Consider the following 13,435-nt stretch of genomic DNA (forward strand, 5'->3'; position numbering starts at 1 on the left):
TCAGCTCCTTTTGGTGGCCGCGGTCCCGGCCTGCAATGCGGTCCATACTTTAAGCGGTGTGGCGGGCATGTCGAGTGTCCGCACGCCGATGGCGTCGGTGATGGCGTTGATCACGGCGGGCGGCGAACCGATGGCGCCCGCCTCGCCGCAGCCCTTCGCACCCAGCGGATTGTGGGTGCAGTCGGTGCGCACCACGTCGAGGTCGAAATTCACCAGGTCGTCGGCGCGCGGCATGGCGTAATCCATCATCGAGCCTGACAGCAGCTGGCCGCTTTCGGAATCATAGCGGCAGGCTTCCAGCATGGCCTGGCCGATGCCCTGGGCGATACCGCCATGAACCTGACCCTCGACGATCATGGGATTGATGACCTGGCCGAAATCGTCGACGGCGGTGAACTTGACGATCCGCGTGGCGCCGGTCTCGGGGTCGACCTCGACCTCACAGACATAGGCGCCAGCCGGATAGGTGAAATTCTCCGGATCGTAGAACGCAGTTTCCTGCAGGCCGGGCTCCAGTTCCTCCAGCGGATAATGGTGCGGCACGTAGGCGGCGAACGCGATCTCGCCGAAGGTCTTGGTCTTGTTCGTACCACGCACCCGGAAGACGCCGTCGTCGAAGTCGATATCCTCGGGTTCGGACTCCAGCATGTAGGCGGCGATCTTGCGGCCCTTGGTCACGATCTTGTCGCTGGCCTTCATCAGCGCCGAGCCGCCCACGGCCAGCGAGCGCGACCCATAGGTGCCCATGCCGAACTGGCCCTGCGCCGTGTCGCCGTGCACCACCTCGATCTGGTCGAGCCCGATGCCCAGCCGGCTCGACACCACCTGCGCGAAGGTGGTTTCATGGCCCTGGCCGTGGCTGTGGGTGCCGGTGAAGATGGTAACATTACCGGTGGGATTGACCCGGATCTCGGCCGATTCGTAGAGCCCGACACCCGCGCCCAATTGCCCGGCAAGGCGCGACGGCGCCAGGCCGCAGGCCTCGATATAGCAGGACAGGCCGATGCCGCGCAGCCTGCCGCGCGCCTTCGCCTCGGCCCGGCGCGCCGGGAAGCCGGCATAGTCCGCCAGCGCCAGCGCCTTGTCCAGGCAGGCCTGGTAATCGCCGGTGTCGTAGACCAGCGCAACCGGCGTCTGGTAGGGGAAAGCGTCTTTCGGGATCATGTTGAGGCGGCGCAGCTCGGCCGGATCCATGCCCAGCTGACGTGCCGCTGTCTCGACGATCCGCTCCAGCAGGAAAGTGGCCTCGGGCCTGCCTGCGCCGCGATAGGCATCGACCGGCGTGGTGTTGGTGAATACCGACTTCACCTCGACGAAGATCGCGGGCGTGGTGTACTGGCCGGCGAGCAGCGTGCCGTAGAGATAGGTCGGGATCGACGATGAGAATGTCGACATGTAGGCGCCCAGATTGGCGATGGTCGACACCTTCAGGCCCAGGAACCGCCCGGTCGCGTCCAGCGCCAGCCGCGCCTTCGACACATGGTCGCGTCCGTGCGCGTCGTTGAGGAAGGCTTCCGATCGGTCGGCGGTCCATTTCACCGGCCGGCGCAGCCGCTTCGAGGCCCAGCCGCAGACGGTTTCCTCGGCATAGATGAAGATCTTCGAGCCGAAGCCCCCGCCCACGTCGGGCGACACCACCCGCAACTTGTGCTCGGGCGCCAGGCCCACAAAGGCCGACAGCACAAGGCGCGCCAGGTGCGGATTCTGGCTGGTGGTGAAGAGGGTGAGCACGTCGGTGCCGGGATCATAATCGCCCAGCGCCGCCCGGGTCTCGATGGCGTTGGGGATCAACCGGTTGTTGATGATGTCCAGCTCGACGACATGCGCGGCCGAGGCGAACGCCGCATCGGTGGCTGACTCGTCGCCCAGAACCCAGTCGTAGCAGAGGTTGTTGGCGATGCCGTCGTGGATCGGCGCGGCGGATTGCGCCGAAGCCGTGTCCACATTGGCCGGCAGATCCTGGAAATCGGGATCGAGCAGGTCCGCGCCCGCCTGCGCTGCGCTGCGCGTCTCGCCGATCACCACCGCATAGGGCTCGCCCACATAACGCACAATCCCCTGCGCCAGGGCCGGATGAGGTGGCTGCTTCATGGGCGATCCATCGCGGGAATGGATCATCCAGCCGCACGGCAGAGAGCCGATGCCGTCGGCGGCCAGGTCGGCCCCGGTCAGCACGGCCACGACGCCGGGCGAGGCCTCGGCCGCCGATATGTCCAGCGATCCGATGCGGGCGTGGGCATGGGACGAGCGCGCGAAGACTGCGTGGAGTTGTCCTGGACGGTTGATATCGTCGGTATAGCGCCCGCGTCCGGTGATGAACCGAACGTCCTCCTTGCGCCTGACCCGCGCGCCGATTCCGGTCTCTGCCGTCATCGCCGACTCCCCGCTTCAGTCTTCGGCGAAAATCCGGTTCGCCGTCCGGTGACTACATGTCGCGAGCGCCGGCGGCGATCGACTTGACGATGTTGTGATAGCCGGTGCAGCGGCAGATATTGCCCTCGAGCTCGATGCGGATGGTTTCTTCCGACAGCGTCGTGCCCTTGGCGCGATCGGCGATGCCGATCCCGGCCATGATCATGCCGGGCGTGCAGAAGCCGCATTGCAGGCCATGATTCTCCTGGAACGCCGCCTGCATGGGGTGCAGGTTGCCCGGCTGGCCGATGCCCTCGATGGTGGTGACCTGATGGCCTTCCGCCTGTACCGCCAGCATGGTGCACGCCTTGACCGGCTGGCCGTCCAAATGCACCGTGCAGGCACCGCACTGACTGGTGTCGCAGCCCACATGGGTGCCCGTCAGACCCAGATTCTCGCGCACGAAATGCACCAGTAGCGTATTCGGTTCCACGTCGCCCGATACGGGCTTGCCGTTCACCGTTGTTGTAACTTTTACCGTCATGCTATCCCCATAATCCCTGAGAACTCCCCGAATCCCGTCACTTCGCCAAGAAGTATATCACCAGAATGGCAGCGATCACGAGAACGCCGATAGTGAATGGCGAGACCCCACGCTTCTTTGGCATGACCGGTATGGCCGGCGCGACCGAAGCGGGCGATGGCGCCGATTGGCCCTGGGACTGCGACTGGCTCCCCGATTGGTCCTGCTCCGCGCTGGCGACGATCGCCGTAAAGGTGCCAAAGAATTCATCGGCCATCTTCTTGATGGTGCCCGCCACCAGCCGTGCGCCGACCTGGGCCAGTTTGCCGCCAACCTGGGCGTCGACCACATAGGTCAGCAGCGTGCCGTCGCCTTCATCGGTCAGCGCCACCTTGGCGGTGCCTTTGGCGAAGCCGGCGACGCCGCCCTTGCCTTCACCGCGGATGGTGTAGCCGTTGGGTGGGTCGATGTCCTCAAGGGTCACGTCACCGGTGAATTTGGCGCTGACCGGACCGACCTTGGCCTGGACCACCGCGGACATGGCTGTATCCGACGTTTTCTGGATCGACTCGCAGCCCGGGATGCAACGGCCCAGGATTTCGGCGTCGTTGAGCGCTTCCCACACACGCTGGCGCGGAGCCGGGATGTGGTATTCGCCGTTCATTTCCATGTCGGGATGCTCTCCAATGGCTCGCGCAGGGCAGCTTCGCGTCACCGCTGGGGAAAACTAGAGCCTCGATGATTGATGTCCAAGTCTTTTGTTTTATGTCCAGCGCAAGCCTTGGTGCGCGCCACGTCGCTCAGTCGCACATGAAGGCAAAAGTTCAACGCAGTCATGCGCATGGCCCCGGTCGGTTTTTGTGGTCGAGTGCAGTGAAAAAAGCTACATTCTCGTCAGATTGTCTTTTTTAGACAGTCCTGACGGATTTGTTTGGATGGAGAACCAGAGTGCCAGTCCTGAGACGCGCGCGTCGGCGCGACCTGAACCTCGACAATGGCCAGACAGCGGCCATGGGCTGGCAGGCGCAGAAGAGCGCCGCAACCCAGCGCCGGGTGCTTGAAGCCGCGATCGCCTGCTTCGTGGAAGTCGGCTATGCACGGACGACGACGACATTGATCGCCGATCGGGCCGGATTGTCGCGCGGCGCCATGCTGCATCACTTCCCGTCCAAGGCCGAGGTGGTGAAGGCGGCGATCGACCATCTGCACACCAAGAGGCTGCGGGCATTCCGCAAGGCCATCGCCGCGATCCAGCCGGGCAAGGACCGGCTTCGCTCGGCGCTTCGGGCCTATTGGGCGCACGTGACCCATCCGCTGTTCTTCGCCTTCGTCGAGCTGAAAGTGAACGGCCGGACCGATCCCGAGCTGGCCGAAATCCTCGATCCGGCGCAGGCCGCGTTCGATGAGGAATGGACCGACACGGCACGCGAGTTGTTCCCGGAATGGCGCGACGATCCGGAAGGTCTCGAGACCGCCCTGGACCTGCTGCAATATGTGCTGGACGGCATGGCCCTCAACCTGGCCGACGGTCGCCCGAACGTGCACAGCGAGCGGATGCTCGATTATCTTGAGACGCGGCTGCGCGAGCTGCGTCCGCTGGTTGCCACCCGCGCCGCCGAGTAACGTCCCGCAGCCGGTCGCAAGTTCGCCGGACCGATCGCCAGGGCCCGCTGCAAGGCGGGCCTTTGCATGCAGGGACCCGGCGGACTCCGGCCCGCGGCACATGCGTCCTACGGATCGACCAGGATCACCCGCAGATCGTTGACGTTGGTGTGCGTCGGGCCGCTGACGATCTGCTGGCCCATGACGGCGAAAAAGCGACCCGCATCGTTGCGCCGGAGCGCGTCCGCCGGGGCCATGCCGGCCGACGCCGCGCGCGCCAGCGTGCCGCCGTCGAACCACGCACCCGCCGCATCGGCGGCGCCGTCGATGCCGTCGGTGTCGCAGGCAATGCCGGACACGCGCGGATCCCCGCCGCAAGCGACCAGCAGGGCAAGGACATATTCGTGGCTCGGGCCGCCGATGCCGTCGCCGGCGATGGTGACGGTCAGTTCGCCGCCCGAGATCAGCGCCACCTTGTCTCCGCGCGCGAGATAATCCATCGCCAGCGCCGCATGCCGGCCCGCTACCTCCCGCGCCTCACCCTCTACCGCATCGCCCAGCAGTACCGCCCTGTAGCCGGCTGTCTCGGCGACGGTAGCCGCCGCGGCCAGCGCATCGGCAGGCCGGGCAACCAGCACATAATCGCCCCAAGGCGCTGCGACCGGGTCCGTGCCTGCCTCGAGGTGACGGCGAACGGCCTCGGGCACGTCGAGGCGATAACGGGCGATCACCGCGCGCGCGTCGGCGAAACTGGTGGGATCAGGCACGGTCGAACCGGACGCGATCACCAGTGGGTCGTCGCCCGGCACGTCCGAGATGGCCAGGGTCAGCAGGCGCGCGGGCCGGGCTGCCTGCGCCAGCCTGCCGCCCTTGATCGCCGAGAGGTGGCGGCGGATGCAGTTGATCTCGCCGATGGGGGCGCCTGCCCTGAGCAGGGCGGCCGTTACCGCCTGCTTGTCGGCAAGCGTGAGGCCGGGCGCCGGCAGCGGCATGAGCGCCGAGCCGCCGCCGGACAGCAGACAGATAACAAGATCGTCAGCGGTCAATCCGCCGACAAGGCCCAGAATGCGCCGCGCCGCCCGTTCGCCGCTGGCGTCGGGCACCGGATGCCCCGCCTCGACGATCTCGATGCCGCTCGTTGGCGCGCCGTGGCCATGGCGGGTAACGACCAATCCTTCGACCGGCGCGGGATAATGTGCCTCCAGCACCCGTGCCATCTCGGCACTGGCCTTGCCCGCGCCAACGACAATGGTTCGCCCGGCGGGCGGCACAGGCAGATGCAGCGGCAGGCAATGCTCCGGCTGGGCCGCTTCGACCGCCGCCGCGAACATGCGCCGGAACAGCTCCATCAGTCGCGCCGGGTCATCGCTTCCAGCCGGGCGATCAGGCTGGACGTATCCCAGCGGCCGCCGCCCAGGCCCTGGACCTCGCCGTAGAACTGGTCGATCAGCGCGGTGAGCGGCAGGTGGGCGCCGTTGCGCCGGGATTCGTCGAGCGTCATGCCGAGATCCTTGCGCATCCAGTTGACGGCGAAGCCGTGCTCGAACCGGCCGTCGGTCATGGTCTCGTAGCGGTTCTCCATCTGCCAGCTCTGCGCCGCGCCATGACGGATGACATCGACGACGGCGCGCGGATCGAGTCCGGCCTGCTTGGCGAAATGGATGCCTTCAGACAGCCCCTGCACCACGCCGGCGATGCAGATCTGGTTGACCATCTTGGTGAGCTGGCCGTGGCCTGCCGGTCCCATCAGCCGCACTGCCTTGGCGAATACATTCATGGCGGCTTCCGCCCGGTCGAAGACCGCCGGGTCACCGCCCACCATCACCGTCAGCTTGCCGTTCTCGGCACCCGCCTGCCCGCCCGAGACCGGGGCGTCGAGCACGCCGATCCCGCGTTCCTTGCCCGCGGCGTCCAGCTCGCGCGCCAGCACGGCGGAGGCCGTGGTGTGGTCGATCAGGATGCTGCCCGCCGCCATCGCGGTGAATGCGCCATCCTGGCCCAGGATCACCTGGCGCACGTCGTCGTCATTACCGACACAGGAAAACACCATGGCGCAGCCCTCCGCGGCTTCGGCGGGCGTGGCCGCGGCTGCGCCGCCATGCTGCGCCACCCAGGCGTCTGCGCGCGCCTTGGTCCGGTTGAAGACCGAAACATCGTAACCCGCCGCCCTGAGATGCCCGGCCATGGGATACCCCATCACGCCCAGGCCCAGAAACGCCACCTTCTCCATCGCCCTGCCTTTCGTCGTTCGGCGCCAGCATAGAAATCTTCCCCTGCAGAGGAAAGGCCGTCACCGGATCGTCACGGGACCGATGCATGTTGCACACCGGATGATGGCGGAATAGCCTTCTTGAGGGGATCGCCGTCTCCCCGCAGATGGACCATCCATCCAAGCGCGGCGCCTCCGGCATCCGTGTGGACGCCCTTGACGGAGCAATAGCGATGGATGGCATGACAGCACCCGCACCCCACGTTTCGTTCGGCGAGGCGTTCCGCACCTTCGGCAAGATCGGACTGCTGAGCTTCGGTGGGCCTGCCGGACAGATCGCGCTGATGCACCGCATCCTGGTGGATGAAAAGAAGTGGGTGGGCGAAGACCGCTTCCTGCATGCGCTCAATTTCTGCATGCTGCTGCCTGGCCCGGAGGCGCAGCAGCTTGCCACCTATATCGGCTGGATGCTGCACCGGACACGGGGCGCGATCGTCGCTGGCCTTTTGTTCATCCTGCCGGGATTCTGCGTGATCGCCGCCCTCAGCACGGCGTACATGCTCTTCCAGCAAACCACCTGGATCGACACCGTGTTTTTCGGGTTGAAGGCCGCCGTGCTCGCCATTGTCGTCGAGGCGCTGCTGAAAGTGGCGCGGCGTGCGTTGAAGAGCCGGGCCATGGTTGCGGTCGCGGCGCTGGCCTTCCTTGCGCTGTTTCTGTTCAAGCTGCCGTTCCCGCTGGTGATCGCCGCCGCGGCCCTCGCCGGCTATCTGGCCGCGCGGATCAGGCCTAGCCTGATCGCCCTGCCTTCCGGCCACGCCGGCCCGGCCGCGCTCATGGCGGTCGATGCGCGGTCTCCGGTCCAGCCAACCGTGCGGCGGGCACTGGGCCTGACCGCCGTCTGGCTTGCCATCTGGGGCAGCCTGCCGCTGCTGCTGGTCGGCCTGTTCGGCTGGGACAGCGTCTATGCACCCATCGCGCTGTTCTTCTCCAAGATGGCGGTGGTGACCTTTGGCGGCGCCTACGCGGTGCTGAGCTACGTAGCGCAGGAAGCGGTCGGCACCTATGCCTGGCTGCGCCCTGGCGAGATGCTGGATGGACTGGCATTGGCCGAGACCACGCCCGGGCCGCTGATCATGGTGCTGACCTATGTGGGCTTCATCGCCGGCTTTCGCGACGCGGCGGGGCTCGACCCTGTCATCGGCGGCCTGATCGGGGCGCTGCTCGCCACCTGGGTGACCTTCGCACCCTGTTTCCTCTGGATCCTGCTGGGCGCGCCCTATGTCGAGCGCTTGCTGGGCAACCGCGCGCTGACCATGGCGCTGAGCACAGTCACCGCCGCCGTCGTCGGCGTGATCCTGAATTTGGCCCTGTGGTTCGGGCTGCATATGCTGTTCGCCGACCATCGAGCGTTTTCCCTGGGACCACTCGACATGGAACTGCCGGTGCCGGCGTCGCTGGACCCGCTGGCGCTGCTGCTGGCCGCCGCCGCCATGATCGCGCTGATGCGGTTCAAATGGGGCGTGTTGCCGACCCTCGCCGGCTGCGCCGTTGCCGGCGCGGCGCTGCAGGTGTTCGTGCGCGGCTGAAGGACAATCAGCCGGCGACGGCCGCCACCGTGATCCTTGCCGCCGCGAGGCCGCTGCAAATGACGTCGACGCCCAACCCCATGCTCAACCCGGTCGCTGCGGCAAGCGCGATGTCCTCCGGCGCGCAGGCTGTCCGCGGGCCGTCCCCCGATTCCAGGTCCTCCAGGTCGATCGTGGTCCCGTCCAGTCTGAGCCTGCATCCGCCGCTGCTGGTGTCGAGAACAACCGCCTCGTGTCCCGCCATGTCCGGTTCGGTGCTGCTCGCCGGGTCCGCCCCGGCCGATGCCACCAGGATCTGCGCATTGTGCGCTGACTTCAGAACACGCCGCCACGCGTCCTGCCGGGAGTCGACGACCACGCCGCCCAGGCTGACGGGCAGCAGCAACTGGGCGAGGGTGTTGAACGCGGCAGGGGAATCGGCCACGCCCGCAAGCCTCGATCCGGCCAACACGATCGTGGAACAGCGGTCGAATGGCAGGCATGAGGACAGCACCGAGGCATCCGACACCGCAGCCACCACCGCATCGACATCCGGATCGATCAGCGCCGCACGTGCCGCCGCGAACAAATTGCCAGGGGCATCGTGCAAGGTCCGGCCGCCGACACTGGCCTGCCGCGACGAGGCGATGGCGGTCCGCAGTCCGGCCGCCTCGAGGATATGCGTGACCAGCGCTGGCAGCGCCGAGTTCTCGTCGACGCCGACAATCATGGCAATCGGAATACGGCCATCGCCTTTCACCAGACGTTTGAGCATCTGGCCATAGAGATGGCTGGCCGTGGTGTTGCCGATGGTGGGCTGGGCGTTGACCTCGCAGATCGCCGCCCCAATCTCCTTCCATGACCGCGATACGTCACGGATCAGCAGGTCAACGCCAGCGATGTCCAGCCGCATGACGGCCGCTGCCCGCTCGGCAAGGCGCCGGTTATCGGGATGCACGCGCTCGAATGCGGCTTCGGGCGTTCCCCCTGACGCCACATTGGCGGCCCGGCGCAACCGAATCCGCTGACCCGAGGCGGGCACCGATTGAAGAGTCAGGCCATGCTCGGCCAGCAGTTCCGCCGCCTCGCGGTCGAAATTCAGCGGCTTGAGCGGCGCGTCGGCGCGCTTGGCCCGCGCCGGTTCCTGATTCAGGCGCACGACGAGTTGTTCCACGGTGCTGATTCCATCGCCTGTCACGCCGCCGGGAACCCGCTCCAGCGCCCAAACCATCCGGCCGTCGTGGACCACCAGGCGGTAATCGCGGCCTTCCACATGCTTTTCAACCAGAACATTCTGCGAGACCTTCCGCGCCGTTTCATAGGCACGGCTCACGCCTGCATCGCTTGTCAGACCGGCCGCCACGGCGAGCCCGCCATCACGGTCCGCCGGCTTGACCACGACCGGGTAGCCGAGCCGCCCGGCGGCCGCGACGGCCTCGGCAGCCGACTGTACCAATTCGTGCGCCGGCACGGGCAGGCCGGCCTGGCGCAGCAGTTCGGCAGCGGCAATCTTGTTCCGCGCCAGCCGCATGGAAATCGCCGGCGTCACATCGGACAGTGAACTCTCCATCCAGCGCGCCTTCGAGCCCATGCCGATCTGAAATACATCACCGGCGACACGGAACCATGGCATGCCGCTGTCGAAAGCTGCCCTGAGGAACAGCGGCGTGTTCGACCCGCCGAGGCGGTCGGTCGAATAAAACTTCACGAAGGAATCGATCCGTTGGCGGGCAACCCCGGCGACCTCGGCCCCTGCGCCGTCGATCGCGCCGGAGATCAGGTCGGCGACAATCAGCAGGGCCTCGCTTGCCGCAGCCACATTGACGGTGGGACAGGCAAGGACGAGCGCCCCGCTGCCTGCCCCGACGCCGATTACCTTGCCGTGGCCGAAGACAGGCTGGCCGCCAGCACGCTGTAGTTCGGCGGTCCAGTGCAACATCCGGCTGCCGATCGTGGCCGCTGCGGGGTCCGGCAGATCGGCGCCGCTGCGCGGAATCACCGCGCACAGCATCCTGTCGACCGCATCCCAGTCGGCATCTTGCGGAACCGCGTATTCGATCACGGCCTTGAGGAATTCCTGCCTCAGACCATAGCCGAAGCCGCCACGCGAATAGGCCCGCCGGACCACCTTCAAGATGCAGCGAGGGGCCGTGCCTGTCGTCGTTGGTCCGGTCATGGTTGTGCTCTAGGCGCGCGAGGCCAGGGGCGTCGCCACCACCATGTACAATTCCCACCGCATACCGACGCCGTCAGCCATTGTGTCCACGCCCAGTTCCGCTCCGATCGTGCGGGCCGTATCCGCCGGCGACGACGTGCGAAGATCGAACAGGCTGTGAGCGAACTCTCCCATGTCCGCGAGGCTGGCAAACCGCCAGTGAAACGGAACCCGTTCGGCGGACAGGACATCCCAGCCCGCCTGCCGGAGTTCGCCCGGCGTATGGCCGCCAAGATAATTGCCTTCATGGCCGGTGCTGTTGTGCCGGTCGACCCAGCCGTCGAGAAAGCGGGAAACCGCCGACGCTTCATGGACGTCCGCAAGGACCAGCCGCCCGCCCTGCTTCACCACCCGCGCCAGTTCGGCGAACAGTGGAAGCTTGTCGTCAAGATGATGCACGCCGGCGATGGACAGCGCCGCATCGACGCTGGCATCGGGCCAGGGCAGCGGCAGCAGGTCGCGGTCGAGCTCGGTGGCGCCGTGGCCGAACGAGGCGCAGGGCTCGTGACCCAGCCAGACGCATCCCTGCGGCAGATATTTCGCCAGATAGCCGCCGCCCGCCGGCACATCCGCCACCAGCGCGCCCGCCTCCAGGTTTGCCCGGGCGATGGTGTTGAGGAACTCCTCCCGCCGCGCTTCGGGATAGCGGCTCATCGCGCTGTCGTATGGCGCGCCGCGCAGCTGGAACAAATCTTCGTAGCTGGCCGCCGGAGCATTTGCGTGGAGCGCCAACTGAGACGCCTTGCGTTCGGCCATTAGGATCGATCCTTCAGCTTGCCGGCCGGGGGCAACATCCGCGCCGGCCACCACTCCATATTAGTCCATGGGGCACCGCCGCGCCACGCCGGGCGCGCCATCACCAATATGCATGGATGCGGGACTTTATCACGCGGCTTGTCGACGTCCACCCCATTGGGATGTACCCTGCCCGCCACATTCAATCGACAGGGAGGAAATGATGGGACGTCTTGAAGGCAAGGTTGCCGTCGTCATGGGAGCGTCGGGCAAGGGCAGCATGGGCCAGGCCACGGCACGCCGGTTTGTCGAGGAAGGCGCCAAGGTCGTTATCGCGGCGCGCCGGCTGGAGCCGCTCGAAGCACTGGCCGCCGAGATCGGCGCCACCGCGGTCGCCTGCGACATCGCCAGCGACGAACAGATCCAGGCCCTCGCCAAGGCGGCCGCCGACAAGTATGGCCGTGTCGACATCGCGGTGAACTTCGCCGGCATCAACGTCCAGTCGCCCATCGCCGACATCGACGCCAGCAAGCTGAAGGATGCCATCGACATCCAGTTCACCGGCGCCATCCTGTTCATCAAGCACATGGCGGCGGCCATGCCGGAATCCGGCGGCTCGATCATCATGACCTCGTCGCTGACCGCCACGCTTCACCCGCAGGGCATGACCGCCTACGCGGCCACCAAGGCCGGCGTCGATCATGCGGTCATCATCGCCGCCAACGAATACGGCAAGCAGAACATCCGGGTGAACGCCATCACACCGGGCTTCATTCCCACCGAAATGACCAACGGAATCATCGCGGCAGCGCCCGTGGTGCCGAAGGCGTTCCTGAGGGAGACCCGTCTGCCGCGGCTGGGTTCGGTCGATGACATCGCCAACGCGGCGCTCTGGCTTGCCAGCGACGAGGCATTTGTCACCGGCATCAATCTGCAGATCAGCGGCGGCGCCCAGCTGGGCAAATTCCCGTCGGCCGAGGACTTCGGCCGCTAGGAACCGGTCAGTCGGCCAGTATGAGGCCGACCTCGCCCAGCTTGATCATGGTCTCGGTCCACTCGCCGTCGGGCGTGGACTGGCTGGTCACGGCCGCGCCCACCCAGGAATAGAACTCGTCCTGCGCGCGGTAGACCGTGCGCAGGACCTGGGTCATGGAGACGGCGCCGCCGGGCTCGATCAGCCCGACCAGGCCGTAGAACGGCCCCCGCGCGCCGGCTTCCGCGGCCATCAGCGCGTGGTAGCCGCCGGCCGCCGGCGCAACGCCCAGCGGCAGGACTGCGCGGATCCCGTCGGCGACACCGCACCCGGTGCTGTAGGCCACCTGAAACCGCGTCATCAGGTGACGAAGCTGTCGCAGGTCGAGCACCTCGGGCCCGGTCGAGGTCACCGCGCCCAGTCCGGACAGCGCCATGCCGAACGAGGCGGCGGAATTGGCGTGCTCGGCCAGGTTCTTGGGATCGACCTGAAACTGGCGCCGCAGAACATCGTCGGCTGCGGGATCGTCGCTGCGCGGAAACGTGCCGGACAGCTTGTAGGACACAAATCCCTCCCGGTCGCCCACCATCAGCACTTCGGGACACTGGCCGGTCAGTCCCAGCTCACCCAGATCCAGGTAGAAACTGCGGCTGTGATCGCAGGCCGACGGGATGCACGATACCGAGCGCAGCATGTCGACAGACGGCAGGGACAGGCGACGGGCGACGGTCATCCGCTTGCGGGGATCGCCGCCGACCCAGGCGAGTGCCGCTTCCACCGTCCGGCGATACTCGTCCGGCCGTGACCGGTCCAGCCCGGCGGCGTAGTGCACAGGCCTGTCGCCGCATGTGCATGCGGGCACGTCGGTCAGGACCGGCACGGCCCCCAGGGCCGTCCAGGAGGATGGACCGACCAGCAGCGCCAGATCCGCGACGCCGAGCCAGCAATCCGGAAACGGCGAGGCCCGTGCATCCCCGGGCCCGCCGTTCAGATCGAAGCCGAAGAAGCCGAAGACATGACGGTCATGGTGCGCGGCCAGAAACGTCTTCACGCGGCCCCAGACATCGCCGCGATCCTCGCGTCCGGGAGAAAGCCGCTCCCGCGCGCCCGCGCACAGGCTGACCGAAGCCTCGCTGCCGTAGAGGAAGAACGGTCCCGGCACGCCCGCCGCCTCCAGCGCGCGCACGAGCCTGGCGCCATTGCACCTGGCGTCGCCGCGTGCGCAGTGCAGGGGGACGGGCGAACGGCTCGTCGCCAC

Annotated in this window: 11 protein-coding genes; 3 read left to right on the forward strand and 8 right to left on the reverse strand. The window is 66.9% G+C overall.

All coding sequences use genetic code 11. The features are described 5' to 3' along the window. The 3 genes from WJU21_RS05460 to WJU21_RS05470 are packed head-to-tail and all read right to left on the reverse strand — an operon-like array spanning position 1 to position 3,545. The gene (locus WJU21_RS05460) at positions 1-2,373 is read right to left on the reverse strand and encodes a xanthine dehydrogenase family protein molybdopterin-binding subunit (RefSeq protein WP_346322356.1); all 2,373 of its coding nucleotides are present in this window, start codon (positions 2,371-2,373) and stop codon (positions 1-3) included. A 52-nt stretch (positions 2,374-2,425) separates the two neighbouring features. Beyond that, positions 2,426-2,896, reverse strand: coding sequence for a (2Fe-2S)-binding protein (locus WJU21_RS05465; RefSeq protein WP_346322357.1), 471 nt, complete (start codon positions 2,894-2,896; stop codon positions 2,426-2,428). 37 nt (positions 2,897-2,933) lie between these two features. After that, the gene (locus WJU21_RS05470; protein WP_346322358.1) at positions 2,934-3,545 is read right to left on the reverse strand and encodes a carbon monoxide dehydrogenase subunit G; all 612 of its coding nucleotides are present in this window, start codon (positions 3,543-3,545) and stop codon (positions 2,934-2,936) included. A gap of 278 nt (positions 3,546-3,823) precedes the next feature. Here WJU21_RS05470 and WJU21_RS05475 point away from each other — a divergent pair, with 278 nt between their 5' ends. After that, entirely contained in the window at positions 3,824-4,498 is a 675-nt protein-coding gene (locus tag WJU21_RS05475; RefSeq protein ID WP_346322359.1) for a helix-turn-helix domain-containing protein, read from the forward strand. 107 nt (positions 4,499-4,605) lie between these two features. Here WJU21_RS05475 and WJU21_RS05480 read toward each other — a convergent pair whose 3' ends face one another. Continuing rightward, entirely contained in the window at positions 4,606-5,826 is a 1,221-nt protein-coding gene (locus tag WJU21_RS05480) for a glycerate kinase (RefSeq protein ID WP_346322360.1), read from the reverse strand. Then, a complete protein-coding gene (locus tag WJU21_RS05485; RefSeq protein WP_346322361.1) occupies positions 5,826-6,707 on the reverse strand; it encodes an NAD(P)-dependent oxidoreductase in 882 nt (293 codons plus the stop codon). The genes WJU21_RS05480 and WJU21_RS05485 overlap by 1 nt, the downstream gene beginning before the upstream one ends. Positions 6,708-6,928: 221 nt before the next feature. Here WJU21_RS05485 and chrA point away from each other — a divergent pair, with 221 nt between their 5' ends. After that, a complete protein-coding gene (gene chrA / locus WJU21_RS05490) occupies positions 6,929-8,275 on the forward strand; it encodes a chromate efflux transporter (protein WP_346322362.1) in 1,347 nt (448 codons plus the stop codon). 7 nt (positions 8,276-8,282) lie between these two features. On the opposite strand, the gene WJU21_RS05495 is transcribed toward chrA, so the two are convergent. Together WJU21_RS05495 and WJU21_RS05500 are read right to left on the reverse strand one after the other, a co-directional pair. After that, the gene (locus WJU21_RS05495) at positions 8,283-10,430 is read right to left on the reverse strand and encodes an acetate--CoA ligase family protein (RefSeq protein WP_346322363.1); all 2,148 of its coding nucleotides are present in this window, start codon (positions 10,428-10,430) and stop codon (positions 8,283-8,285) included. 9 nt (positions 10,431-10,439) lie between these two features. Then, complete coding sequence (locus tag WJU21_RS05500) at positions 10,440-11,225, reverse strand: class I SAM-dependent methyltransferase (RefSeq protein WP_346322364.1); 786 nt, start codon at positions 11,223-11,225, stop codon at positions 10,440-10,442. 202 nt (positions 11,226-11,427) lie between these two features. On the opposite strand from WJU21_RS05500, the gene WJU21_RS05505 reads away from it, so the two are divergent. Beyond that, the gene (locus WJU21_RS05505; protein WP_346322365.1) at positions 11,428-12,198 is read left to right on the forward strand and encodes an SDR family oxidoreductase; all 771 of its coding nucleotides are present in this window, start codon (positions 11,428-11,430) and stop codon (positions 12,196-12,198) included. Between the two features lie 7 nt (positions 12,199-12,205). On the opposite strand, the gene WJU21_RS05510 is transcribed toward WJU21_RS05505, so the two are convergent. Next, positions 12,206-13,435: a chorismate-binding protein gene (locus WJU21_RS05510; RefSeq protein WP_346322366.1), complete on the reverse strand. Its 1,230-nt coding sequence runs from the start codon at positions 13,433-13,435 to the stop codon at positions 12,206-12,208.

This window comes from Emcibacter sp. SYSU 3D8 (assembly GCF_039655875.1).
Taxonomy (GTDB): domain Bacteria; phylum Pseudomonadota; class Alphaproteobacteria; order SMXS01; family SMXS01; genus RI-34.

Bases quoted from the DNA above. Each gene is read 5' to 3' on its own strand.
- WJU21_RS05480 (WP_346322360.1), bottom strand. From the start codon at position 5,826: ATGGAGCTGTTCCGGCGCATGTTCGCGGCGGCGGTCGAAGCGGCCCAG.
- WJU21_RS05485 (WP_346322361.1), bottom strand. From the start codon at position 6,707: ATGGAGAAGGTGGCGTTTCTGGGCCTGGGCGTGATGGGGTATCCCATG.
- WJU21_RS05495 (WP_346322363.1), bottom strand. From the start codon at position 10,430: ATGACCGGACCAACGACGACAGGCACGGCCCCTCGCTGCATCTTGAAG.
- WJU21_RS05460 (WP_346322356.1), bottom strand. From the start codon at position 2,373: ATGACGGCAGAGACCGGAATCGGCGCGCGGGTCAGGCGCAAGGAGGAC.
- chrA (WP_346322362.1), top strand. From the start codon at position 6,929: ATGACAGCACCCGCACCCCACGTTTCGTTCGGCGAGGCGTTCCGCACC.
- WJU21_RS05505 (WP_346322365.1), top strand. From the start codon at position 11,428: ATGGGACGTCTTGAAGGCAAGGTTGCCGTCGTCATGGGAGCGTCGGGC.
- WJU21_RS05470 (WP_346322358.1), bottom strand. From the start codon at position 3,545: ATGGAAATGAACGGCGAATACCACATCCCGGCTCCGCGCCAGCGTGTG.
- WJU21_RS05500 (WP_346322364.1), bottom strand. From the start codon at position 11,225: ATGGCCGAACGCAAGGCGTCTCAGTTGGCGCTCCACGCAAATGCTCCG.
- WJU21_RS05465 (WP_346322357.1), bottom strand. From the start codon at position 2,896: ATGACGGTAAAAGTTACAACAACGGTGAACGGCAAGCCCGTATCGGGC.